The organism is Lachnoanaerobaculum sp. (assembly GCF_057250505.1).
In genome coordinates this window covers 1-23660 of the sequence record NZ_DBHIEQ010000026.1, presented here as the reverse complement: position 1 = coordinate 23660, position 23660 = coordinate 1, and the positions used below count along the sequence as shown (strand labels likewise).

23 protein-coding genes are annotated in these 23660 nt (G+C 39.3%); 2 read left to right on the top strand and 21 right to left on the bottom strand.

Going from position 1 to position 23660, the window contains the following annotated elements; genetic code table 11:
- Positions 1 to 7: 7 nt before the first annotated feature.
- The 21 genes from ACO6FI_RS10540 to ACO6FI_RS10440 all read right to left on the bottom strand — a co-directional run bounded on the left by ACO6FI_RS10540 (position 8) and on the right by ACO6FI_RS10440 (position 19574).
- Positions 8 to 1015 carry an ATP-grasp domain-containing protein gene (locus ACO6FI_RS10540; RefSeq protein ID WP_485457294.1) on the bottom strand — a complete coding sequence of 336 codons (1008 nt, stop codon included), beginning with the start codon at positions 1013 to 1015 and terminating at the stop codon, positions 8 to 10.
- Between the two features lie 2 nt (positions 1016 to 1017).
- Positions 1018 to 2445 carry a lipopolysaccharide biosynthesis protein gene (locus ACO6FI_RS10535; RefSeq protein ID WP_485457293.1) on the bottom strand — a complete coding sequence of 476 codons (1428 nt, stop codon included), beginning with the start codon at positions 2443 to 2445 and terminating at the stop codon, positions 1018 to 1020.
- On the bottom strand, positions 2445 to 3425 hold the full coding sequence (locus ACO6FI_RS10530; protein ID WP_485457292.1) for a glycosyltransferase family 2 protein: 981 nt from the start codon (positions 3423 to 3425) through the stop codon (positions 2445 to 2447). Before ACO6FI_RS10530 ends, ACO6FI_RS10535 begins: the two co-directional genes overlap by 1 nt.
- A gap of 8 nt (positions 3426 to 3433) precedes the next feature.
- Positions 3434 to 4312, bottom strand: coding sequence for a glycosyltransferase (locus ACO6FI_RS10525; RefSeq protein ID WP_485457291.1), 879 nt, complete (start codon positions 4310 to 4312; stop codon positions 3434 to 3436).
- A 9-nt stretch (positions 4313 to 4321) separates the two neighbouring features.
- Positions 4322 to 5302, bottom strand: coding sequence for a glycosyltransferase family 8 protein (locus ACO6FI_RS10520; protein WP_485457290.1), 981 nt, complete (start codon positions 5300 to 5302; stop codon positions 4322 to 4324).
- Between the two features lie 61 nt (positions 5303 to 5363).
- A complete protein-coding gene (gene leuA, locus ACO6FI_RS10515) occupies positions 5364 to 7028 on the bottom strand; it encodes a 2-isopropylmalate synthase (RefSeq protein WP_485457289.1) in 1665 nt (554 codons plus the stop codon).
- A 62-nt stretch (positions 7029 to 7090) separates the two neighbouring features.
- Complete coding sequence (gene glmM / locus ACO6FI_RS10510) at positions 7091 to 8437, bottom strand: phosphoglucosamine mutase (RefSeq protein WP_485457288.1); 1347 nt, start codon at positions 8435 to 8437, stop codon at positions 7091 to 7093.
- Positions 8437 to 9297, bottom strand: coding sequence for a dTDP-4-dehydrorhamnose reductase (rfbD, locus tag ACO6FI_RS10505; RefSeq protein ID WP_485457287.1), 861 nt, complete (start codon positions 9295 to 9297; stop codon positions 8437 to 8439). Before rfbD ends, glmM begins: the two co-directional genes overlap by 1 nt.
- Positions 9297 to 10319, bottom strand: a complete 1023-nt coding sequence (gene rfbB / locus ACO6FI_RS10500) for a dTDP-glucose 4,6-dehydratase (RefSeq protein ID WP_485457286.1) — start codon at positions 10317 to 10319, stop codon at positions 9297 to 9299. The genes rfbD and rfbB overlap by 1 nt, the downstream gene beginning before the upstream one ends.
- Positions 10320 to 10340: 21 nt before the next feature.
- Positions 10341 to 11234: a glucose-1-phosphate thymidylyltransferase RfbA gene (rfbA, locus tag ACO6FI_RS10495; RefSeq protein WP_485457285.1), complete on the bottom strand. Its 894-nt coding sequence runs from the start codon at positions 11232 to 11234 to the stop codon at positions 10341 to 10343.
- 253 nt (positions 11235 to 11487) lie between these two features.
- A complete protein-coding gene (locus ACO6FI_RS10490) occupies positions 11488 to 12387 on the bottom strand; it encodes a glycosyltransferase family 2 protein (RefSeq protein WP_485457284.1) in 900 nt (299 codons plus the stop codon).
- 132 nt (positions 12388 to 12519) lie between these two features.
- Positions 12520 to 12921 (bottom strand): ATP synthase F1 subunit epsilon, encoded by a 402-nt coding sequence (gene atpC / locus ACO6FI_RS10485; RefSeq protein WP_009446571.1) that lies wholly within the window; start codon positions 12919 to 12921, stop codon positions 12520 to 12522.
- 8 nt (positions 12922 to 12929) lie between these two features.
- Positions 12930 to 14321 carry a F0F1 ATP synthase subunit beta gene (atpD, locus tag ACO6FI_RS10480; RefSeq protein WP_060930860.1) on the bottom strand — a complete coding sequence of 464 codons (1392 nt, stop codon included), beginning with the start codon at positions 14319 to 14321 and terminating at the stop codon, positions 12930 to 12932.
- A 23-nt stretch (positions 14322 to 14344) separates the two neighbouring features.
- Positions 14345 to 15211 (bottom strand): ATP synthase F1 subunit gamma, encoded by an 867-nt coding sequence (gene atpG, locus ACO6FI_RS10475; protein ID WP_124952720.1) that lies wholly within the window; start codon positions 15209 to 15211, stop codon positions 14345 to 14347.
- 12 nt (positions 15212 to 15223) lie between these two features.
- Positions 15224 to 16723 (bottom strand): F0F1 ATP synthase subunit alpha, encoded by a 1500-nt coding sequence (gene atpA, locus ACO6FI_RS10470; protein WP_485457283.1) that lies wholly within the window; start codon positions 16721 to 16723, stop codon positions 15224 to 15226.
- Between the two features lie 45 nt (positions 16724 to 16768).
- Positions 16769 to 17302 carry an ATP synthase F1 subunit delta gene (gene atpH / locus ACO6FI_RS10465; protein ID WP_485457282.1) on the bottom strand — a complete coding sequence of 178 codons (534 nt, stop codon included), beginning with the start codon at positions 17300 to 17302 and terminating at the stop codon, positions 16769 to 16771.
- A complete protein-coding gene (atpF, locus tag ACO6FI_RS10460; RefSeq protein WP_485457281.1) occupies positions 17290 to 17805 on the bottom strand; it encodes a F0F1 ATP synthase subunit B in 516 nt (171 codons plus the stop codon). Before atpF ends, atpH begins: the two co-directional genes overlap by 13 nt.
- Positions 17806 to 17817: 12 nt before the next feature.
- Complete coding sequence (atpE, locus tag ACO6FI_RS10455; RefSeq protein WP_007594440.1) at positions 17818 to 18075, bottom strand: ATP synthase F0 subunit C; 258 nt, start codon at positions 18073 to 18075, stop codon at positions 17818 to 17820.
- A 74-nt stretch (positions 18076 to 18149) separates the two neighbouring features.
- The gene (gene atpB, locus ACO6FI_RS10450; protein ID WP_448946250.1) at positions 18150 to 18878 is read right to left on the bottom strand and encodes a F0F1 ATP synthase subunit A; all 729 of its coding nucleotides are present in this window, start codon (positions 18876 to 18878) and stop codon (positions 18150 to 18152) included.
- Positions 18875 to 19288: a hypothetical protein gene (locus ACO6FI_RS10445; RefSeq protein WP_485457280.1), complete on the bottom strand. Its 414-nt coding sequence runs from the start codon at positions 19286 to 19288 to the stop codon at positions 18875 to 18877. The genes atpB and ACO6FI_RS10445 overlap by 4 nt, the downstream gene beginning before the upstream one ends.
- Positions 19281 to 19574, bottom strand: coding sequence for an AtpZ/AtpI family protein (locus tag ACO6FI_RS10440; protein WP_485457279.1), 294 nt, complete (start codon positions 19572 to 19574; stop codon positions 19281 to 19283). The genes ACO6FI_RS10445 and ACO6FI_RS10440 overlap by 8 nt, the downstream gene beginning before the upstream one ends.
- A 429-nt stretch (positions 19575 to 20003) precedes the next feature.
- Between ACO6FI_RS10440 and ACO6FI_RS10435 the strand changes: the two genes are divergently transcribed.
- Together ACO6FI_RS10435 and ACO6FI_RS10430 are read left to right on the top strand one after the other, a co-directional pair.
- On the top strand, positions 20004 to 21314 hold the full coding sequence (locus ACO6FI_RS10435; protein WP_485457278.1) for a cell wall-binding protein: 1311 nt from the start codon (positions 20004 to 20006) through the stop codon (positions 21312 to 21314).
- Between the two features lie 9 nt (positions 21315 to 21323).
- Entirely contained in the window at positions 21324 to 23231 is a 1908-nt protein-coding gene (locus tag ACO6FI_RS10430; protein ID WP_485457277.1) for a glycoside hydrolase family 25 protein, read from the top strand.
- The last annotated feature ends 429 nt before the right edge of the window (positions 23232 to 23660 follow it).

The following is a 23660-nucleotide window of genomic DNA, read 5'->3' as shown; positions in this document are numbered from 1 at the left end:
TCCAAATCTATTTTAATTCCACCATGGTTATTTCTTTTGCAAAGAGGCCGTATTTTTTAACACTTAAATCATTTAGCTCTTTGCCTCTGCAAAGTCTTATAATTGCTTCCAGCTCATTTACTCCGGCATTGTGAGTAAATGGATAGCCTCCGCCAAATCTTGCATTCATATCTATTATATAGGCTTTCCCGTCCGATAAGAGTATATCCATGTCAAGATTTCCTATATGAGAAAGGCTTTTTGCTATCTTCTTTCCTACAGCTTTAAGCTCACTGTTTTCGGTGACCTCTGCTATATCGGTTTCACCGGATCTCATGGCATATTTTCTCTTTACCGTAACACTTAGATTCTCACCTTCAAGATTATTGAAAATATCCAGTCCGAACTCATCTCCTTTAATCTTTTCCTGTATAAGTATCGCTCTGTTTATATCGGCATTTGACTCAAATCTCAAATATGATTTTTGAATACTTCTCTTTGCCTTTTCATAGAGAACTTCAAGTTCTTTTTTATTCTCGGCTTCAAAAATACTTAGTGAGCCCATTCCCCATCTCGGTTTTAAAATATAAGTTTTATTATCAAAATCAGCATATTCAAGTGCATTATCAAGATCCAAATAGGTTTCAGGCACAGGCATATTTATCTCCTTAAGATACTCAAGCATTTCAAACTTATCATTACAAATATTTATAACACCCTCATTTGAAACAATGACCTTTACACCCAAAGCCTCAAATTCGGCTTTATTCTTTGCAAGTATCATAAGGTCGATGTCAAAGAGTGAAATCAAAATATCTATTTTTTCATTTTTACATAAATCCAACAAAAACGGAATATATTCTTCATCATATATAAGCGGTGACTCAAAAGCCTTATCGGACACACTCATAGCGGTTGTATTCATATCCGAATTTGTCGCTACAACATTTCCGCTTAATCCAAGGTCTTTGTATATGTCCCTTAAATAATCGATTATATATGCTCTTCTACCCACACTGGTCAAAAGTATATTCATTATTATCTCACCTTACTCACTATCATCTTAAAGTTCTCATTTTTCATAACTACGGCCAATGCTATATAAATAATCACACCAAGCACTATCTGTATCAGAAGACTTAAAATACCGACTCCTATATGCTTACCTGCAATGTAAATAATAATTCCCATAATTATAGCAGGGATGAAGTTGTTTAAAGCATCCATACTCTGTTCTTTTAGGGTGTATCCTAAGAGCTTTCCGTTCGGCGCCGCATTTATATATGCACAGATCAGATCCGAAAAGGCCTTAAGCCCCACAAATATAAATACATTATACCTTATTCCTATCAGCAATATGGCAATTCCAAGAATCTTTTTTATAATTTCAAGCTTTAAAAATATATCACTTCTGCCCATAGCATTTAACGCCTCAAGGTTTGATACATGAATCGGCCAAAATACATATGAAAAGCACATCATCTGCAAAAACGGTATTGCAATCCTCCACTTCTCTCCAAGCAGTAAAAGTATAAGATTGTTACTCACCGCCGCCAGACCGCACATCATAGGTGCCACCACAAATGTGGAAAGTCTTACCGAGGACTTCAAAAGTGCTTTTACATCTTCCTTACTTTCCTGTTTTTTTGACATGGCGGGAAGCAGTACGGACTGTATCGCAGATGAAAGATTGCTTACTACAAGCTTCGGGAATTGCTCACCTCTGTTGAATGATCCGAGCATATCTTCACTGTATGCCTTACCTATAACAAGGCCGTGTATATTTGTAAAAATCGTATCTATCAGTGATGCGACCAAAAGCTTTGAGCCATAGGCAAACATGGTTTTTAATCTCTCCAAACTGAACTTAAGTCCCGGAAAATATTTGATACCTATACCGAGTATTATAAGGAGTGCAAAATAATATACTATCTGCTGGAAAACCAAAGCCCGGACCTTGGCTCCCTCAAGTGCCATAATTACACTTACACTGCCTGAAATCAAAGACGAAAGAAATGTTGCAATAAAAAGTGTTTTAAACTTCATATTTCTGGCAACATATGAATTTTCTATTGATATAATACTTCCGGGCAGTATTATTATGCCCATAACTCTAAGTATATTTGTAAGCTCGGGATTTTTATATATATCCGCTATTACGGGAGAGCCCAAAAATAACAGTATATATATCGCCAGTGATAAAAATACATTAAAAATCAGCACAGATGAAAAGTCCAAATCATCCGCATGAAACTTTTGTATCAGTGCTGAAGCAAAGCCGTTTTGTACCAAAACATTGGCTATTGTTGTAAATATCAAAACTATTGCAACTATTCCATACTCTGACGGACTTAAAAGCCTTGCAAGGAGTACAGACACTATAAATTGAACTCCCTGTGAACCTCCGTTTTCAAGTATTTTCCAAAAAAGAGATGTGGAAATCTCACTTTTATTTTTTTTATTCATCAGATATTCAACATCTCTCCTATTGTAAGTATTTTTGAACTTTTAAAAAATGAATATTTCATGATATCTCTTATCTTTGATATCCTGTTTTTAGATTTCATATTTGCAAAGGCATTTAAATATTTGCGTGCAAAATATGTATCAGCCGACCTGCTTTTTCCAAGTTCATCCTTATATAATCTTAAAAACTCCTCCACCTGTGCAAACATGCAGTCATAGTTTTCTCTTATCCTTTGTTTGTTCCTCTTTTTTATATTACGAAGTTCCAGAGGATTCTTTGCACCAAGTTCATTGCTTTCATGTTGACGATATTTTACAAGGCACTCATTAAGAAAGCCTACCTTACCGAATGTAAAGGCGATCAGTCCAAGCCACCAGTCATGCATAAAAGAAACCTCAGGTCTTTTATATATATCAAGTAATGCTTTATTTATAATCACCGTATTTCCGGTAATATTGTTTTCAACGAGATACCTTGAAAAACTTTTTTCTGTGCTTATTGTATAAAGATATTTTGACTCCTTTTTTGCATACTTTATGGCTTCACTCATACCTGTAAGTTCACTCATTTTTTTGTTCTTTGAATTCAGGTTTTCATCCACTATCTCCAAATCCGAATGCAGCAGTATCGGTGTTTCTTTGCCATACCTTTTTTCAAGCCTTTGTATGGCTTTCATACTTTTTTCGAGCTTATCACTTTGCCAAAAGTCATCCTGATCGCAGAGCGCAATATATTCGGCATCAGCCATATCAAGTAGATTGTAAAAGTTTTCTTTCGCACTGTGAGTATTGCTTTGAACCACCTTTATCTTCTCGCCCAATACACTCTCATAGCTTCTTAATATTTCAAAAGTACAATCGCTTGAACTATCGTCACTTGCAAGTATTTTATAGTCCTTAAAACTTTGACTCATTATGCTTTCTATCTGCTCAGGCAAAAATCTTTCACCGTTATAGGTCGCAAGTAAAATTTCTATCATAAACTTTCCTACAGTAATCCGAAAATAATCACTTCAAGTCTTACAAATGTAAAAAATACTTTTGCAAATATCTGCCAAAGAGGGTTTATCTTCAGATAATTTTTATAAAAATACATTGTGGACTCTTCTCTGATTTTCTGGCGTGAGTAGAGGCTTTTTAAACTTTTTTTGATGCTTGCGGAATGTATATGCTTATACTTATATCCTGTAATAACGGCAGTCTTTAAGCCGATACCTTCCATCTTCTTTGAAAGCAGATCCTCCTCACCGTATAAAAACATCTTTTCATCATAGCCTCCGACCTTTATAAAGGCGTCAACTCTTACCATCAAAAGTGCACCAAGTACTGCGCCTACTTTTCTTATCTTCGCATTATAAAAGTTTCTGTCATAATGAAGAGCCTTTGTAAAGATTCGCCTGCTTATCGGACCGTTCTCAGCCAAGGAATGAAGAAAATCTCTCATAGGCCAACATGAAGCACCTTTAAGTACATTTTCTCTGCTGCCGTATACATCATTTGTCTCCACCAAAGGAGCGCATATGCCGATGTCTTTATTTTTTTCCATAGCCAACTTTAAAACTTTTATTACATTTTCTTCAAAGTCCGTATCCGGATTTGCTATAAGCGCAAGATCCATTTCAAGATCTTTTGCCACTCTTATGCCTACATTATTGCCGGCACCGTAGCCTTTATTCTCATGATTATCTACAAAATAAACCTTTTCATTTTTCTCACAAAAGCTTTTCAGTCTTACCTTGGAATCATCATTTGAGGCATTGTCCACCACTATAACCTTATCAAATACGGCATAATCGGCTACATTACCTAAGAGTTTTAATGTATTGTCCGCATCATTATAATTCAACACTACTAAGGCTAATTTCATCTTCTCTCCTTATTTTCTCTCCGACAGCCTCTTGTAAGCTTTATTTATATAGTACTCGGATATCGTCTTTCTGACCCTCGGGCAAACTACGGTTACCAAATCCATCATATGATATATAAGCATATAAAGCTTCTTACCTCCCTCAAGCGGAACTTCTCTAAACGGAGTCTTTTCCTTAAAATAAAAATATGCTCTCTTATAAGGATTGTAGCTTCCTATACACCAAGGCCTCTCATCACCTGCAAAATGCAGTACTACAGGTCTTTTCTTTGCTTCTTTTAAATCTTCTTTACTATATGAAAGAGTTGCACCGTAAACTTTGGTCAATGCCCTGTATGAAAAATATTTGTAGTTTGAGAAGAAGTTAAACTTCGGAGGAAGCTTTTTTATTCTCCATCTGAGCACTCCGTTTATGGCATCCTGCTCGCCGAAAAGGCTCTTATTCCAAATGCTTTTACTGTAGCTTATTATCTTTTCTCCAAGATTTTCTTCTCTCCATTTTTTAAGGTCTATCAGTAAGAGACCGGCATTTACATAGGAAGCCTCATAGTCAAGTCCTATTTCATACCTTACTCTCTCAAGAACTGTCGGCTCCTCTACGGCGGCCACTACATTTTTGCCAAGCTTTGTATCATACAGCTCTCTTATAGAATGTAATATCACCATATCACAGTCAAGATAGAGTACTCTTTCTACGTCTGTCGGTAAAAGCTCACCCACAAGCAGTCTGCCCATTTTGCTGATATCAAAGGAAGTATCCTGCAAGCCTGTATCAAAATATTTTGATGTGTCTTTAAGTTCTATTATTTCTACAGTTCTGCCAAACTTCTTTGCTATACTTTTCAACTTGCCCAAAGAGTCCCCACCAATTCCTGTGGAAATGATGAAGACTCTAAGCTCTTTCTCATGTCTGTTTCTCTCATATAACGAATATAGGCTTACGCCGAGATGCATGGCAAACTTTTCATTTGCTATATAAACTATATTCATGTTTACCTCAATTATAATATATAAACTCAGACAGCGCTTGTATGCTGTCTGAAATACATTTTTAGTAGAACAATCTATTTACCGCAGAGAATAAAGCTCTGATAGATGATCTTGTGATATTTCCTGAAATACCGACACCGTAGGTAGTCTTTCCGCTTTCAACGTCAAGCATATGGATATATGAAGCCGCCTTTGCATTTGAACCTGAAGTAAGAGCGTGCTCGTTGTAATCAAGGACTTTCATTTCCTTGCCGACAACCTTCTCAAGGCCTCTCTTAACAGCGTCGATAGGACCGTTTCCGCTGCTTTCAAATACCTTCTCTTCTCCGTTTTCTCTGTATGTTATCTTAACAAAAGTAGAGAAATCACCGTCTTCATCAGCATCTGTTATGACACATTTTTCAAAATGCAGAGGTTCTTTCTTATCAATGTAGTTTTTCTCAAACTCTTTGTAGATTTCCTCAGGTGAAACCTCACCCTGCACTTCTGAAATTCTTTGGATAATATCCGCAAATTCCTTGTGCATACCCTTCGGCAATTTGAAGCCGTAGAAAGTATCCATAACAAAGGCAACACCGCCTTTTCCGGACTGTGAGTTTATTCTTACTACAGGCTCGTACTCACGACCGATATCTGCAGGGTCAATAGGCAAATAAGGAACTTCCCAATACGGGTTGTTTCTCTGCTTCATAGCCTGAACACCCTTGTTGATAGCATCCTGGTGTGAACCTGAGAATGCGGTAAATACAAGCTTACCTGCATACGGATGTCTAGGGTCAATGCTCATCTTTGTAGTTCTCTCATATACATCTATGATCTCTTTGATATTGCTTATATTAAGGTTAGGTTCAATACCCTGCGAATACATATTGTAGGCAATATTTAAAATATCCACATTTCCCGTTCTCTCACCGTTTCCAAACAGTGTACCTTCCATTCTGTCGGCTCCTGCCAAAAGTGCAAGCTCAGCAACGGCTGTACCTGTACCCCTGTCGTTATGAGGATGTGTGGAAAGTATTATTGCCTCTCTGTTTTTTAGATGTGTACTCATCCACTCTATTCTGTCTGCAAATACATTCGGTGTTGTCATCTCCACAGTATTGGGCAGATTGATTATTATCTTATTTTCTTTGTTAGCACCCCATGCATCAACAACTGCGTCACATACATCAAGTGCAAAGTCAAGTTCTGTTCCCATAAAGCTCTCAGGTGAGTATTCCAATATAATCTCACCGTCATGGTCTTTCATATACTTCTTTACAAGAGCCACACCTTCAAGTGCGATATTTTTTATTCCTTCTCTGTCAAGACCGTATACCACATCTCTTTGTAATGTGTCGGTAGAGTTATAGATATGCATTATACATTTTTTAATTCCCTTTATAGCTTCAAAGCTTCTTTTTATAAGATGCTCTCTACACTGGCAAAGTATCTGTACAACTACATCATCAGGAATAAGCTTTCTGTCTACCAACTGACGTAAAAAGTCAAATTCTATCTGCGATGCGGCAGGGAAGCCGATCTCTATTTCCTTAAAGCCCAACTTTACAAGCAGATTAAACATCTCTATCTTTTCTTCCACCACCATCGGCTCGACCAATGCCTGATTGCCGTCTCTCAGATCTGATGAACACCATATAGGCGCTTTCTCTATTTGCTTATCCGGCCATGTTCTCTCTTTAAAATCCACTATGGGATTTCTCTTATATCTTTCAATATGATACATTCAATCTCTCCTCTTCTCTATTCTATAGTCAAGCTTTGTCTCATTCCCTGATTTTTGTCCCCCTATATTAAAAGTCCCTCTTTTTCCATTACCTTGATGACCTCATCGGTATACTTTTCACAGTCTTCCATGCTCTTTGCTTCCACCATCACCCTGATAAGAGGCTCGGTACCGCTTGGACGAAGAAGAATTCTGCCGTCACCTCCAAGTGCTTTGCTGACAGCATCTACCGCATCAAGCACCGCCTTATTATCGCCTGCAATCTTTTTATCGGTTACTCTGACGTTTTTGAGCACCTGCGGGAAAATATCCACCTCACTTGCAAGCTTTGAAAGTGTCTGCTTTGTCTCCAAAACCACCTCCATTACCTTCAGTGAAGTAAGTATGCCGTCACCTGTAGTGGCGTGCTTTGCAAATATGATATGTCCCGACTGCTCACCGCCGAGGCAATGTCCGTTATTTTGCATATTTTCATATACATACTTGTCGCCTACAGCAGTCTTTTCGTAGTTTATTCCTTCCCTTTCAAATGCCTTATAAAGTCCGAAGTTTGACATAACGGTTGTAACTACGGTATTGTTGAAAAGCTCGCCTCTCTCCTTCATATACTTACCGCAAATATAAAGGATAAGGTCTCCGTCCACCACATTGCCTTTTTCATCCACACATAGACATCTGTCCGCATCTCCGTCATAGGCAAAACCGATATCACAGCCGTTTTCCAAAACACATTTTTGAAGACTCTCTATATGTGTCGAACCGCAGTCGGTGTTGATATTAAGCCCGTCAGGATTGTTGTGGATAACATATGTATCCGCACCCAAAGCATCAAATACATTCTTTGCAATGCTTGACGCCGAACCGTTTGCAAGGTCAAGTGCCACCTTCTTTCCCTTAAAAGATCTGGTAGCTATAGATATAAGATAGCCTATATATCTGTTTCTGCCTGCGGCATAGTCTACAGTTCTTCCTATATTTTCCTTTGTGGCAAAAGGGATTGTATCAACAGGTCCGTCAATATAGCTTTCTATCTTTTCTATTACTTCTTCCTCAAGCTTTTCACCGTTGCCGTTTATTACCTTGATACCGTTGTCATAGTACGGATTGTGGCTGGCTGAAATCATTATACCGCAGTCAAAATCATCGCTTCTTACAACATATGAAACACTTGGAGTTGTAGTAACATGAAGCAGATATGCGTCCGCTCCTGAAGCCGTAAGTCCTGCAACCAAAGAATACTCAAACATATAGCTTGACCTTCTGGTGTCCTTACCTATAACCACTCTGCATTTTTTACCGTCTTTAGAGTAGTAGCTTCCCAAAAATCTGCCAACCTTATATGCGTGTTCAACAGTGAGGTCTATATTTGCCTCTCCTCTAAAACCGTCTGTTCCGAAATATTTTCCCATTATTTTTCCCCCAGTTCAAGCAAATATCTTCCAAGTGCGTCCTGCCAAGTCGGCAAAAGTTTAAAGCCGTTTTCTGTGAGTTTGGACTTGTCCATCCTTGAGTTATGCGGCCTCTTTGCCTTTACCGGGAATGCATCTGAAGATACCGGTGTCACCGCTACATCAAGATTTGCCTGTTTAAATATCTCAACTGCAAAATCATACCATGAACAAAGCCCCTCATTGGTTGCATGGTATCTGCCGTATTTGTCAGTTACAATCATATCTGCCAAAAGTCTTGAAAGGTCAGGTGTATATGTAGGAGAACCGACCTGATCATTGACCACACTTACAGCTCCTCTTTCTTTTCCAAGCCTTAGCATTGTTTTTATAAAGTTATTTCCATGAAGTCCGAATACCCATGAAATTCTTACTATAAAGTACTTCTTAACCAACTCCTCAACATACAGCTCACCCTTATACTTTGCCATACCGTAGACATTTAACGGCGCTCTCTTATCATCAGGCTCCCAAGGACGTTTCCCCTCTCCGTCAAATACATAATCTGTAGAAATATACATCATAGCGACATCAAGTGTTTTTGCAACCTCGGCTATATTTTTTGTACCTTCCGCATTTATCTTTGTGACAAGGGCTTCATTGTCCTCTGCCGCATCCACTGCCGTATATGCCGCACAGTGAATTATAGCATCTAATTTAGTTTTATTGTTAATGTCCTCAATTACTCTCTTTGTGGCGGCGGCATCTGTAATATCAAGATCCTCTATATCTATACCTACAGATTCTATATTTCTTTTAGAAAGTTCACAAAGCAGGTCGCTACCAAGCTGCCCCTTTGCACCTGTTACCAATACTCTCATTAAAGTCTTTCTCCATACATATTTTCAAAATACTTTGTGTATTCACCGCTTATGATATGTTCCCACCACTCTTTATTGTTAAGATACCATTCAATAGTCTTTACAATACCTGTATCAAATGTATATTCAGGCTTCCATCCAAGTTCTGTCTCTATCTTGGTAGGGTCTATGGCATATCTTCTGTCATGTCCCGGTCTGTCCGTTACAAATTTTATAAGGCTCTCAGGTTTATTAAGTGCCTTAAGTATTGTCTTTACCACCTCAAGGTTGGTTCTCTCATTGTGTCCGCCGATATTGTAGGTTTCACCGACTTTACCCTTTCTTACTATAAGATCAATAGCCTTACAGTGGTCTGTAACATATAGCCAGTCTCTTACATTCTCTCCCTTGCCGTATACAGGAAGCTCCTCGTCACCTAGCGCTCTGCTTATGATAAGCGGAATAAGCTTCTCAGGGAAGTGGTACGGTCCATAGTTGTTTGAACATCTTGATACGGTCACAGGGAGTCCATATGTTCTGTGGTATGCAAGTACGAAAAGATCCGCACTTGCCTTTGATGATGAATACGGACTTGAGGTATGAAGCGGTGTTTCCTCGGTAAAGAATAAATCCGGTCTGTCAAGAGGAAGGTCTCCGTATACCTCATCTGTTGATACCTGATGATATCTCTTGATTCCGTAGGTTCTGCAAGCGTCTAAAAGAGTTGTGGTTCCCATTACATTTGTTCTTACAAAACTCTCAGGATCTGTGATAGATCTGTCTACATGGCTCTCAGCCGCAAAATTTATAACCACATCAGGCTTTTCTTCTTCAAAGAGCTTAAAGATAAATGCTCTGTCCGCGATATCACCCTTTACAAACTTATAATTCGGTGCATTCTCCACCGGTTTTAATGTCTCCAAGTTTCCGGCATAGGTAAGAAGATCCAAGTTTATTATCATATCCTCAGGATACTTATTTACCATATAGTGAACAAAATTTCCGCCGATAAATCCGGCACCGCCTGTAACAATAATTTTCATATTAACCTCGTCTGTTTTATTTTAGGCTTGATGTATGTGGTCGATATACTTGCCGTCATATACATCTTTTAAATATTTTCCGTACTGATTTTTCTTAAAAATCTCATATGCCTTTAGAAGCTCTTCTTTGCTTATCCATCCGTTCAGATATGCAATCTCCTCAAGGCAGGCAATCTTTCTGTGCTGATGTGTCTCCATAGTGTACACAAAGTTGGTAGCCTCAACAAGGCTCTCATGTGTTCCCGTATCCAGCCATGTAAAGCCCTGTCCGAGTACCTTCACCTCAAGCTCACCTTTTTCAAGGTAGATTCTGTTAAGATCTGTGATTTCAAGCTCTCCTCTGGCTGAAGGCTTTAATTCCTTGGCATATTTCACTACATCATTGTCATAGAAATAAAGTCCTGTGACACAGTAGTTGCTCTTCGGTTTTTCAGGCTTTTCTTCTATAGAAACAGCCTTACCGTTTTTATCAAACTCCACAATACCGAATCTCTCAGGATCGTCTACATAGTATCCGAATACGGTAGCTCCCTTTTCCTTTGAGGCTGCCGATTTCAAATGGTTTTTAAGTCCGTGTCCATGGAATATATTGTCACCAAGTATCATTGCCACCGGCTCATCGCCGATGAACTTTTCTCCAATGATAAACGCCTGTGCCAGTCCGTCCGGGCTTGGCTGAACAGCATATTCTAATTTCAGTCCAAATTGTGCACCGTCTCCAAGCAATTCTTTAAATCTTGGAGTATCATCCGGTGTGGAGATAATAAGTATATCTCTGATACCTGCCTCCATCAGTACGGAAATAGGATAATAAATCATCGGCTTGTCATATATAGGGAGTAGCTGTTTTGATGTAACCTTTGTCAGCGGATACAATCTTGTACCGCTACCGCCTGCTAATATAATACCCTTCATTTTGTGTCCTCACTTTCGCCGGGGCTTTTACCCTCAAAGCCTTTATATGTGTAACTTTCAATGACTTTTATAATACCATAATTTAATAAAACTGTGAAGAAATAAAAAAACTTGCACTAAGATTATTCTTAATGCAAGTTCTGTTATCATTGTTTCAGGTCTAAAGCTTCAACAAAATCGTCTTTGCCCTATCACTTTTTATTCCGGAGTCTTTATATTACAACTTTATAGCCCATTATAACAAATGTAATTACTATTCTCTATTGTTATATAAAATACTCTCAATTTCACTATCTATTAAATCTGCTTTATATTTGTTATCTATTATCTCCTCCGATATACTTTGCAGGAACAAAATAAATTCTTCTCTGAAAAAATATAGTTCCTTTCTTTTAATACAGTCTAATATATTATTTACAATCCAATAGACCAGTTCATCTTTATATATTTCATTTACATTATCTATAACATTTTTATATGCATTTATCTTGTGCATGTAGTTTTCTTTGGAAAATGTTCTGGAGATTGATTTATCTCTAATAAAATAATAATTCAGATACTTCTTAACATAAACTATTCTGTCAGATTTACTTATAATCTCAGGAATTAATGACAAATCCTCAAAGTACTTACTTTCAAATGAAAATCTGTCCCATATTTCTCTTTTGTAAAGCTTATTCCATGCAAGTTGCATATACTTACCATCTTTCAAGTATTTACCGACAGGTACTATGCCACCTTCTAAACTCAAACTTTCGATTTCTTCTTTTATCCCATTTTCATGCACTTTAATAACATCGCAAAATGCAATATCCGCTTTTTGAAATGTTATCGCCATATAAAGTTCCTTATATATGTCTTTATTTACATAGTCATCTCCATCAAGAAATGCGATGTAATCTCCGTTTGAGTGCTGCACTCCATAGTTTCTTGCATTTGATACCCCACCTCTTTTTATATGAAATACCTTTATATTATCGTTTTTACAAGCAAACTCGTCAGCTATCTTCCCCGAATCATCTGTGCTTTCATCATCAACTATTATTATCTCTATTCCGCAAAAGCTTTGATTTAATACTGATTCTATGCATCTATGTAAATATTTTTCCAAATTAAATACAGGTATAATTACTGAAATCCTATACTTGTTCATTATTCACCTCAATTTCCAATTAAATGATACCCCTACTATAAATACTAAAATTTCTCATCCTGAAAAATTATGTGATTTTAAAAAAGGATTGTATGCCACTATCCCTTTAAAATAACATACAATCCTTATTATTTATTTATTTCCTGCTACATCCAGACGAACCAATGCTCTTCTGAGTGCCAGTTCGGCTCTTGCGATGTCCACACCGTCTTTTTGTGAGAGTCTCTTTTCGGCTCTCTCCTTCGCCTCTTTGGCTCTGACAACATCTATCTCATCACCGTACTCACATGAGTCTGCAAGTATGGTAACCTTATCCTGTAATATTTCAGAAAAACCTGAGTGAAGTGCACAGTTTTTCACACTGCCGTCTTCACAGTGAATAGTCAGCTTACCCGGTGCTATTACATTTACCATAGGGATATGCTTGGCATATATACCGACATTTCCCTGTGTTGTGGTGTACTCGACCATAGTAGCATCCCCTTCAAAAAAAACATGGTCGGGGCACATTATCTTTAATGCAAACTTGTCCATACTACCTCCTATTTAGAGGCACGCTCTACAACCTCATCAATAGTTCCCGCATTGAGGAAATACTGCTCAGGTATATCATCATGCTTACCGTCAAGAATCTCTTTGAATCCTCTGATGGTCTCTGACAGAGGTACATACTTTCCTTCAATACCTGTAAACTGTGTTGCCACAAAGAAAGGCTGTGAAAGGAATCTTTGGATCTTTCTTGCTCTTGCTACTGTAAGCTTATCATCCTCTGAAAGCTCATCCATACCGAGCATGGCAATAATATCCTGTAACTCTTTATACTTTTGCAATACCTCTTGTACTCTTTGAGCAACTTCATAATGCTCCTCACCCACTACATGAGGTGAAAGTATTCTTGAAGTTGAACCCAGAGGGTCTACAGCCGGATAGATACCCATCTCAACTATAGAACGGTCAAGAACTGTGGTAGCGTCAAGGTGAGCGAATGTATTTGCAGGAGCAGGGTCTGTAAGGTCATCCGCAGGCACATATACAGCCTGAACCGATGTGATGGAACCGTTCTTTGTAGAAGTGATTCTCTCCTGAAGCGCACCCATCTCCGTCTGAAGTGTAGGCTGGTAACCTACGGCAGAAGGCATACGTCCAAGAAGCGCTGAAACCTCTGAACCTGCCTGTGTAAATCTGAAGATATTGTCGATGAAAAGAAGCACATCCTTTCCACCCTTATCTCTGAAATACTCTGCCATTGTAAGTCCTGTAAGTCCTACTCTCATTCTCGCACCCGGCGGCTCGTTCATCTGACCGAACACCATGGTTGTCTTATTGATAACTCCGGACTCGGTCATTTCGTGGTATAAGTCGTTACCCTCTCTGGTTCTCTCACCTACACCTGTAAATACGGAATATCCGCCGTGCTCTGTTGCTATATTTCTGATAAGCTCCTGAATAAGTACGGTCTTTCCTACTCCCGCACCTCCAAAGAGTCCTATCTTTCCACCCTTTTGGTATGGACATAAAAGGTCAACTACCTTGATTCCTGTCTCAAGTATCTCGGTCTGAGTTGACTGCTCCTCAAAACTTGGAGCCTTTCTATGTATAGGAAGATACTCCTCAACCTTTGGAGCTTCCTTCTTATCAATAGGTTCTCCAAGTACGTTAAAAATTCTACCCAGAGTATTCTCACCTACAGGTACTGAAATAGGTGCACCTGTTGCTTTTGCTTCCATTCCACGTACAAGTCCGTCCGTACTTCCCATGGCAATGGTTCTTACTATATCGTCTCCCAGATGCTGTGCAACTTCTACTGTAAGTACGCCGTCAGCGGTATCTATCTGTATTGCCTCATTGATCTGCGGCAAGTGTCCTCTTGAAAACTGAATATCCAAAACGGCACCGATAATCTGGGTTATTTTGCCAATATTTGGCTCTGCCATCAACTTTTCTCCTTCCTCTTCCACTATTCTATGGCGTTGGCTCCGGCCACAATCTCTGTAAGCTCTTGAGTGATAGCACCCTGACGAGCTCTGTTGTACTGTAAGCCGAGCTTATCTATAAGTTCTTCCGCATTTGATGTTGCAGAATCCATAGCTGTCATTCTCGCTCCGTTTTCCGAAGCGACAGACTGCATCAAACCGCCGTAAATAACAGAAGAAATGTATTTTGGAATTATAGCATCCAATACTTCATCTTCATTGGGAGAATAATTCATAAGGGCTCTCGCACCCTCACTTTCCGTAGTCTCAGGCTGCAATAAATCTTCCTTACTGATAGGAAGCAATTTCAAAAGTACAGGGTCATGTACAACCGTGTTCTTGAAATTGGTATATATCACATAAATCTCTGAGAGCTTTCCGGTTTCATAGTCGTCAAGCAATACCTTTGTGATATCTGCAGCATCCTTGTACAGCGGCTCTTCCACAATCTCTGAAAAGTCTCCCTCTACTTCAAAGCCTTTGTGTAAGAGCGCATCTCTACCTTTTTTACCTACTGCATATATAAGTGTTTCATTGCTTTTGAATTCGCTTATTACCTGCCTGCTTACAGCATTGTTATAGCCTCCTGCAAGACCTCTGTTACCTGTAATAACCAATACGCCTATCTTACCGCCGTCATTTTTCTTAAGATACTTGTGAGATATATTCTCACTTTTCTCAAGCATTGATGCTATAGTCTGATACATTACGGTAAAGTAAGGCTTGGAAGCGTCCGCTTTTGCTCTTGCTTTTTGAAGCTTAACCGTAGCTACAAGTTTCATGGCTTTGGTAATCTGAGCAGTGCTTTGTATCGCCGCACGCCTACGCTTTATTTCCTTCATTGAAGCCATAATACACCTGCACTATGCTTTCTTACATTCATTGATAACATCTGTAAGTCTCTTTGCAAGATCCTCAGAAATTTCTTTTTTATCTCTAATCTCAGCAGCTATCTCAGGATGCTTACTCTCAATAAATTTGAACAGCTTATCCTGGAACTCAAGTACCTTATCTGTAGGCACGTCAAGTAAGAGCTTCTTTGTAGCTGCAAATATAATGATTACCTCATATTCAACCGCCATAGGCTTATAGTTTGGCTGCTTTAAGATTTCTCTTATTCTTTCACCCTGTGCAAGCTGATTCTTTGTAGCCTCATCAAGCTCCGAACCGAACTGTGCAAATGACGCAAGCTCTCTGTACTGAGCAAGCTCCACTCTTATAGGTCCTGCAATCTTCTTCATAGCCTTAATCTGTGCGGCGCCACCAACTCTTGATACTGAAAGTCCGGCATTGATGGCAGGTCTGAATCCCGCATTGAACATCTCCGTTTCAAGATAAATCTGACCGTCTGTAATAGAAATAACATTGGTAGGAATATACGCTGAAACGTCTCCCGCCTGTGTCTCTATAATAGGCAATGCGGTAAGTGAACCGCCGCCAAGGTCGTCTGAAAGTCTTGATGCTCTCTCAAGTAATCTTGAGTGAAGATAGAATACATCACCCGGATATGCCTCACGGCCCGGCGGTCTCTTAAGAAGAAGTGAAAGTGTACGATATGCGGCAGCATGCTTTGTAAGGTCATCGTATACTACCAGTACATCCTCTCCTCTTTCCATCCACTCCTCACCGATAGCACAGCCTGAGTAAGGTGCGATATATTGAAGCGGTGCAAGGTCACTTGCTGTAGAAACTACTACTGTGGTATAGTCCATAGCACCGTAATCCTCAAAAGTCTTTACAATTGATGCAACAGTGGAAGCCTTCTGTCCTATAGCAACATAGATACAATGAACATTCTGTCCCTTTTGGTTGATGATTGTATCTACGGCGATAGAAGTCTTACCTGTCTGTCTGTCACCGATTATAAGCTCTCTTTGTCCTCTTCCTATAGGAATCATGGCATCAATAGCCTTTATTCCTGTTTGAAGCGGTGTATCTACAGATTTTCTTTCGATAACACCGTGTGCAACTCTCTCTATTCTTCTAAAGGTATCTGTAGTTATAGGTCCCTTTCCGTCTATAGGCTGACCAAGTGCGTTTACTACTCTTCCTGTAAGTGCATCACCTACAGGAACCTCAACAACTCTGCCTGTGGTCTTTACTGTATCACCCTCGCTGATATTTCTCTTATCACCAAGTAAAACAGCACCAACATTGTCCTCTTCCAGGTTCAAAACCATGCCGTAGACATCTCCCGGGAACTCTAAAAGCTCACCCTGCATAGCCTTAGCCAGACCGTGTATTCTTGCAATACCGTCCGCTACCTGGATAACAGTACCTACATCCGATACCTCGAGTTTAGTTGAATACTTGTTTATCTGCTCTTTTATAACCGAGCTGATCTCTTCAGGTCTTAGATTCACTAGACTCGTACCTCTTTTCTTTAAACTTTTTGCCGGTAATACGGCTTATGATAGCATTTTTCGCATCTTTTCAATTCTGGTTTTTACACTTGAATCCACAACTCTGTCACCTATTCTGATGACAATACCGCCCAGAATACTCTCATCCACTATATACTTTGCTTCAAGAGATTTGTACTTTGAAGACTTTATAAGTTCCTCCACAATTCTCTCTTTCTTTGCATCATCCAGCGGCAATGCGGTGGTAATTGTTGCCTTTCCTATAAGCAAAAGCTCTTTTATACAATCCGTAACATAGTCAAGTATAGGTAAAAGCTCCGCCTGTCTCTTTTTTTCGATAACGGTAAGTAAAAGTCCCATGGAGTCTTCACTCACATGATGCTCAAATATTCCCTTCAAAAATGACACCTTCTCTTCGTCGTCCATCTTAGGAGAATCAAGGAGCAGTGCAATATCTTCATTTTTTACAAAAATATCTTTTATTGCCTTTATCTCATCAAGTGCAACATTTAAATTATTTTTATCAGATACTACCGACACATAAGCATCTCCATATACTTTGGACACTAATTTTGCCATGTACCATCTCCGATTTCTTTTAAAGTCTCCTCGACAAGTCTATCCTGCACTTCTACATTCATTGCAGAATTGACCGCCTTGCTTGCAATAATCGAAGCCACATCCACAATATTTGACTTTACTTCTTCCATGGCTTTCTTCTTTGCCAGCTCTATCTCATTGTTAGCTCTGTCAGTAATTCTCATAGCTTCGGCTCTTGCCTCTTCTATGATTTCATTTTCTCTATCCTTTGCCCTTTTTCTTGCGTCTTCCAAGATAGCGTCGGCCTGCTTTTTGAAACCTGCCAACTTCTCTTCGTATTCCGCTTTAAGAGCTTCAGCCTGTGCCTTCGCCTCTTTTGCGCTATCCAAATCTCCCGCTACACGCTCTCTTCTTTTCTTGAGCATATCCTTTGCAGGGTTAAAAAGCAAATAGGAAAGAATAAAGAACAAGAAAAGGACCGCTAAGCCTGTGATGGCTGAATCAGCCAAAAGCTGAGGGTCAAATCCTATCAGTCTTTCCATAAAACCTCCAAATTAAGCGCCGAAAGGCTTAACAAACATAAGAATCATAGCAACAACGAGTCCGTAAAGACCTGTTGTCTCGGCAACGGCCTGTCCGAGAAGCATTGTTGATGTGATATCCGCTCTTGCTCCCGGATTTCTACCTACAGCTGCCGCACCATGTCCTGCAGCGATACCCTGTCCTACACCCGGTCCGATACCTGCTATCATTGCAAGTCCTGCACCTATAGCGGAGCAACCAAATATAAAATCCTGTCCTGTCATATTCATAAATAACCTCCAAAATATATGATATCAAGTAGACTAAAAACTACTCAAATCCTGAAAATATTTTATCTAATGAACTATTCTAATTTGTCATTGATATAAACCATACTAAGCATACAGAAAACATAGGTCTGTAATGCTCCTGAGAACACATCTGTATAAAGATGTAAGAATGACGGTATACCTATCTTTAAAAAGATCGGCATCATACCGTACCAAAGCCCCATGATCAAAACGCCTGAAAGCACATTTGCAAAAAGACGCAATGAAATGGATATCGGGTTTGCTATCTCACCAATAACATTGATTGGGAAAAGTAAAGGGATAGGTTCAAACAGCGATGTAAAGTGTTTTAATTTTCTGTTCTTGATACCCTGGAAGTTTACTATAAGGAATGTAAATAATCCAAGCAAGAATGTAACACCGTAGTCCGCCGTAGGGTTTCTGAGTCCCAACAAACCGCTAAAGTTTGAAACAAAAATAAAGATAAAGATTGTTCCTATATAATTCAAGAATCTGTCCTTGTTTCCGCCAAGAATAGTATCTGTCATAGACTCTAAGGCTTCAATACCACATTCCAAGAAGTTTACAAAACCGCTTGGAGCTTCATATGGATCCGATGCCTTTATTGCCCTATTTGCAAATATAGCAAATATGGTAATCAATACAACAACAATCACCAAGGAAACTGTAGTCGTAGTCAAATAGAGTTCCTGACCGAACAGCTTATACTTATATAGGCCGTGAATCATGAAATCCAAATTTTTGGCTCCACCTGCACTTTCAGCTAAAATACTTAAGCTCATGTCTCCTCCTTTCTTCTTTTTTCAAATATTTTTTTAAACAGTGGATACATATATGCGCCTGACTTCAATCCGAAAACGGATATAACAATCGCGAGTGCATTTATGTATCTACTGTTCCAAAATATTGCTACAACAACGAACAAAAACACCTTCCTGAGTAAAGAATGTATCATAATCTTTCTCTGTGCATAAGAAGGAGTTCCACCATACAGACTGTCCTCAGTGGATATACCCATATCCACAACCATAGCCAATACCAAAACAGTTCCCACCAATATACCAAGTTCTATAGAAGAGACCGCGTACTTCATAAATCTTGCAAAAAAAAGAGCTGCAAGGCTTAAAATAATCTCATAAATCAAAACACCGATACCCATACAAAGGCATGTTCTTCTTGTATCCTTACTCATCCTTTTTCTTAAAAACCCTACTTTCTTTCTTCGGTAAAACAAAACTGTTTTCGTTTATTTGCAGGTCTTTTTTTTGATCATCTCTCTCCATCTTCTTCAGAGAGTTCATAATAAGCCTATACCCGGACATACATCCGCTTATCACTCCAAGCAATAGGAATATCAAGGTAAAAGGAAAATGAAACCTTCCCTCAAGCTTAATACCTACAAATGTACAGAGTAAAACAGGTGTAACCATGGTAAAACCTACCTGAGAAATGAGTGATAAATATTTTAAGGCCTCCATAATCTTTCACCTCCTAATATACTCCAAAACCGTAAAAACATTCAATATACTAATTTAATTTATACGATTTTACCATTATACCTATATATTCTCACCTTGTCTATATTAGTGTTTTTTTTATCAATATCATTGTTAAATTAAAGACTAACACTACAAAAAACTATACAAAAATACTATCATCTATAAATTTTTAGATAATACTTTTAAGAATGTACTTTAAATCTAGCTTATTACAGCAACTTTTATTTCTAAAAGAATATAAATCGGTATTCTGTAAATCGTAAATATTTGTTATAATATATATACTGTTCTATTGTTAGGGAAAATGTTATAATAAAAGTAATGACGGATATAAGTTCAAATGTAAGAGAGCTGATTTCGGTGAGCTCTTATAGTTTGATCTCATCCATAACAATATAAGGAGGCAATATGAAGCAAACTATAAAAAAGATGTTGGTTACAGGCGCAATTAGCGGACTGCTTTCACTCTCCGCCGTTTCTGTCGTGTACGCATCTAATAACCGTTGGAAATCAAACAATGGTACCTGGACCTATGTTGATGAAAATAATCAACTGCACAAAGGCTGGTTACAGTCTTCAGACGGCTACTACTATATGGATTTGTCCACAGGTATCATGACTACAGGTTGGAAAAATATTGATTCAAAGTGGTATTATTTCAAATCAAACGGAATAATGGCTACAGGCTGGTTTAAAGTAGGAAATGAATGGTATTATACACTAAGCGGAGGCAACCTTGTACAGGGTTCATGGCTTAAGAGCGATTCAAACTACTATTACTTAAGAGGATCAGGTGCTATGGCCACAGGCTGGAGACAGATGGACGGATCATGGTACTATTTCAAACCTGACGGAAGAGCCGCATTCGGCTGGACTAAAGTAGGTGACAAGACATATTACTTCTCAAGCGCCGCAAAAATGTGTACCTCATGGAATCAGATTGACGGTATTTTCTATTACTTCAATCCTGACGGCTCCATGAAGACCGGTTGGGTCAATGACGGTACCCACAAGTACTATATGGAAGAAGCTGCCGGTGATAACCACGGCAAGATGAGCTTCGGTTTCAAGAAGATAGCGGGTACAACTTACTTCTTCAATGAACAGGGACATATGGTTAAGGGTTGGCTGAAGTCAAATGACAAATACTATTACTTTGATGAAGAAGGAAAGATAGTTGCCGGTAAAACCATTATTATAGAAGGAAAAGAATATACCTTTGATACACATGGTGTATGTACAAATCTCAGTGGCACTCCTAGCAGTGTCACTAATGCTATACCGGGGATACTGAAGGCTGAAGCCACCAATGGCACAAAGCCCTCTTCAGAAAATAATTCTAAGAGTTCTTCCTCAAATCAGCCCAGTGTAGTACCCGCTCCCGGTGACACTAAGTCAGCTGAATCAAAACCTGGTGAGACCAAGTCAGGTGAGTCTAAACCAGCCGAGAGCAAACCGGGTGAAAGTAAAACGGTCGAAGCCAAACCTGCCGAGACCAAGTCAGGCGATAGCAAAAATACCTCTACTTCAGCTAAAGAACCTACCGTACCTGCCGCACCTACAGATGAAACAAAGTCAAGCTCCGAAAGCGGCAAATCAAACAGCCCTTCAGGAGAAGCCAAGCCAAAATCACCGGCAGATGAAACAAAAAAAGGTAACGGTTCCACAAGCAAAGATGAAGTCGGATTAAAGCCCGGCGAAATATCAGGACCGAAATAGAGGTAAATCATGCATTTAAATAAATTTTCAAAAGCCGCCATATCCATTTCACTTGCTATGTCTTTACTCACTCCTATGACTGCATTTGCAGCCAATGAGTGGACTATGCAAAGCCCCGGAGTCTATCAGATGCTTGACGGCTCTTCACTTTCAGGTGTAGTGGCAAGAGGTATCGACCTTTCACATTATCAGGGCAACGTAGACTGGGACAAGGTTGCAGCAGATGATGTACAATTCATATTACACGGAACCAGATATAAGGGCCAGATAGACCCTGTTATAAGAAAAAATTTGTCAGAAGCAAATAAAAGAGGCATTAAACTCGGTGTCTATATCTACTCATATGCAATGAGCGTTGAGCAGGCTGAAGCCGAGGCTGACTTTGTTCTGGATATTATAAAGGACTATCCTATATCTTATCCTGTGGCATTTGATGTGGAAGATGCCAATACTCAGGGTAAATTACCTAAGGATCAGCTTACCGCAATTATCAAAAAATTCTGCGGCAAAGTTGAAGCCGCAGGCTACTACCCTATCGTATATGCCAACGACTACTGGATTGCCAACAAACTTGATATGAACGCACTCAAAAAATATGATATCTGGGTTGCCAGATACAATGTAAAACATTCATATCCGAACCCTGTTATGTGGCAGGCTACCAGTACAGGTAAAGTCAACGGAATAAACGGAAATGTCGATATCGACTTCCAGTATAAGTCTTTCAGTGATAAGATTCCTTCAACCACATGGAGAACCATCGCAGGCAAAAGATATTATTTCAAAGACTACAATATGGTAAAGAATGCATGGGTTCATGACAATAAGAACTCATACTACATGGGCTCCGAAGGTGTAGCCAAGACAGGTTGGTACACCGAGAACAATGCAACCTACTACCTTGATCCGCAAAACAACGGTGCCGCAAAGAGAGGTTGGTACAATGAGAACAACTCATGGTACTATCTTGACAGCAGTGACGGCAAGATGCAGACAGGCTGGTATGCAGACGGCAATAAGAGATACTATTCCGACAAAGACGGTAAGATGCAGACAGGCTGGCTGGTAGACGGTAAAGATACCTACTTCTTAAACCCTTCAGGTGCTATGGCGACAGGATGGGTAAGTGACGGTAATATCTGGTACTTTATGGACAAGTCGGGTAAGATGCAGACAGGTTGGGTTGATACCGGAAACCAAAGATATTACCTTGACAATACAGGTAAAATGCTTACAGGCTGGACAGATATCGGAAATTCAAGGTATTTCCTGGCTCCAAGCGGTGCCATGTCTAAGGGTTGGCTGAATGAAAGCGGTACTTGGTACTACATGGACAATAACGGCAAGATGCAGACAGGTTGGGTTAATGACAGAGGTACTTGGTACTATATGGATAATACCGGCAAGATGCAGACAGGCTGGATAAATGACGGCAGAAACAAGTACTTTATGACCGATTCGGGCGCTATGCAAACCGGTTGGTTAAAGCAGGATAACGGTTGGTACTACATTGACGGTTCAGGTTCTATGAGAACAGGTTGGGTCAATGACGGCGGCACATGGTACTATATGGACGACTCGGGTAAGATGAAAACCGGCTGGATCGACTCAGGCAACAACAGATACTTCCTGTCACCAAGCGGCGCTATGAAGACAGGTTGGATAAGCGACAACAACAACTGGTACTACCTAAGCGGCTCCGGTGCAATGTCAAAGGGCATGATAAATGTAAATAATGTCTCATACTACCTTGACGAAAACGGCAGGATGCTTGCGGGTACTACAGTAAATGTAAACGGCACCGAGTACAACATTGATGCTTCAGGTGCTATGACCCCTGTAATTGCAGAAAGCACCACCGCACAGGAAACCTCTACAGTTTCCACACAGGCAAGTGTAGGACCGAGAGCAAATTAAAAATTTAAACAAAAGGTGCTGTCGGGAAATGACAGCTATAAGAAAGGGTGGTGTGACTCGTTTTGAGTCACACCACCCTAAGTTTTTACATAAAAAAGATGGCTAATGATAACCATCTTTCTTCGTTACATGTTATAATGTAACTATGCTTACAGTTAATTATTATAACGACTTTTTTGAAATAGGTCAACAGAAAATCAACTTTCCCGTCTTCCGTCGAAGTACTATGAAAGTTCCGACGTTTTAAATTTCTAATAAACTATTTGATTTTGCATAATTCTTTTAAACCCTTTATTTTAAAGGCTTTTCTGACATAAAAAATATTTCAAAAAATTTGAAATATTTTTTTAAGTATGTTATAATCATAGTACTTCATAGTACTTTGCTTTTAGAGGTGTTTATGGCTTATTTTTTGAGAAAAGAAAAGAA

What these genes read in the sequence shown, in the direction of transcription:
- ACO6FI_RS10540 (WP_485457294.1), bottom strand. Translation starts at nt 1,015, where the DNA reads ATGAATATACTTTTGACCAGTGTGGGTAGAAGAGCATATATAATCGAT.
- ACO6FI_RS10535 (WP_485457293.1), bottom strand. Translation starts at nt 2,445, where the DNA reads ATGAATAAAAAAAATAAAAGTGAGATTTCCACATCTCTTTTTTGGAAA.
- ACO6FI_RS10530 (WP_485457292.1), bottom strand. Translation starts at nt 3,425, where the DNA reads ATGATAGAAATTTTACTTGCGACCTATAACGGTGAAAGATTTTTGCCT.
- ACO6FI_RS10525 (WP_485457291.1), bottom strand. Translation starts at nt 4,312, where the DNA reads ATGAAATTAGCCTTAGTAGTGTTGAATTATAATGATGCGGACAATACA.
- ACO6FI_RS10520 (WP_485457290.1), bottom strand. Translation starts at nt 5,302, where the DNA reads ATGAATATAGTTTATATAGCAAATGAAAAGTTTGCCATGCATCTCGGC.
- leuA (WP_485457289.1), bottom strand. Translation starts at nt 7,028, where the DNA reads ATGTATCATATTGAAAGATATAAGAGAAATCCCATAGTGGATTTTAAA.
- glmM (WP_485457288.1), bottom strand. Translation starts at nt 8,437, where the DNA reads ATGGGAAAATATTTCGGAACAGACGGTTTTAGAGGAGAGGCAAATATA.
- rfbD (WP_485457287.1), bottom strand. Translation starts at nt 9,297, where the DNA reads ATGAGAGTATTGGTAACAGGTGCAAAGGGGCAGCTTGGTAGCGACCTG.
- rfbB (WP_485457286.1), bottom strand. Translation starts at nt 10,319, where the DNA reads ATGAAAATTATTGTTACAGGCGGTGCCGGATTTATCGGCGGAAATTTT.
- rfbA (WP_485457285.1), bottom strand. Translation starts at nt 11,234, where the DNA reads ATGAAGGGTATTATATTAGCAGGCGGTAGCGGTACAAGATTGTATCCG.
- ACO6FI_RS10490 (WP_485457284.1), bottom strand. Translation starts at nt 12,387, where the DNA reads ATGAACAAGTATAGGATTTCAGTAATTATACCTGTATTTAATTTGGAA.
- atpC (WP_009446571.1), bottom strand. Translation starts at nt 12,921, where the DNA reads ATGGACAAGTTTGCATTAAAGATAATGTGCCCCGACCATGTTTTTTTT.
- atpD (WP_060930860.1), bottom strand. Translation starts at nt 14,321, where the DNA reads ATGGCAGAGCCAAATATTGGCAAAATAACCCAGATTATCGGTGCCGTT.
- atpG (WP_124952720.1), bottom strand. Translation starts at nt 15,211, where the DNA reads ATGGCTTCAATGAAGGAAATAAAGCGTAGGCGTGCGGCGATACAAAGC.
- atpH (WP_485457282.1), bottom strand. Translation starts at nt 17,302, where the DNA reads ATGGCAAAATTAGTGTCCAAAGTATATGGAGATGCTTATGTGTCGGTA.
- atpF (WP_485457281.1), bottom strand. Translation starts at nt 17,805, where the DNA reads ATGGAAAGACTGATAGGATTTGACCCTCAGCTTTTGGCTGATTCAGCC.
- atpE (WP_007594440.1), bottom strand. Translation starts at nt 18,075, where the DNA reads ATGAATATGACAGGACAGGATTTTATATTTGGTTGCTCCGCTATAGGT.
- atpB (WP_448946250.1), bottom strand. Translation starts at nt 18,878, where the DNA reads ATGAGCTTAAGTATTTTAGCTGAAAGTGCAGGTGGAGCCAAAAATTTG.
- ACO6FI_RS10445 (WP_485457280.1), bottom strand. Translation starts at nt 19,288, where the DNA reads ATGAGTAAGGATACAAGAAGAACATGCCTTTGTATGGGTATCGGTGTT.
- ACO6FI_RS10440 (WP_485457279.1), bottom strand. Translation starts at nt 19,574, where the DNA reads ATGGAGGCCTTAAAATATTTATCACTCATTTCTCAGGTAGGTTTTACC.
- ACO6FI_RS10435 (WP_485457278.1), top strand. Translation starts at nt 20,004, where the DNA reads ATGAAGCAAACTATAAAAAAGATGTTGGTTACAGGCGCAATTAGCGGA.
- ACO6FI_RS10430 (WP_485457277.1), top strand. Translation starts at nt 21,324, where the DNA reads ATGCATTTAAATAAATTTTCAAAAGCCGCCATATCCATTTCACTTGCT.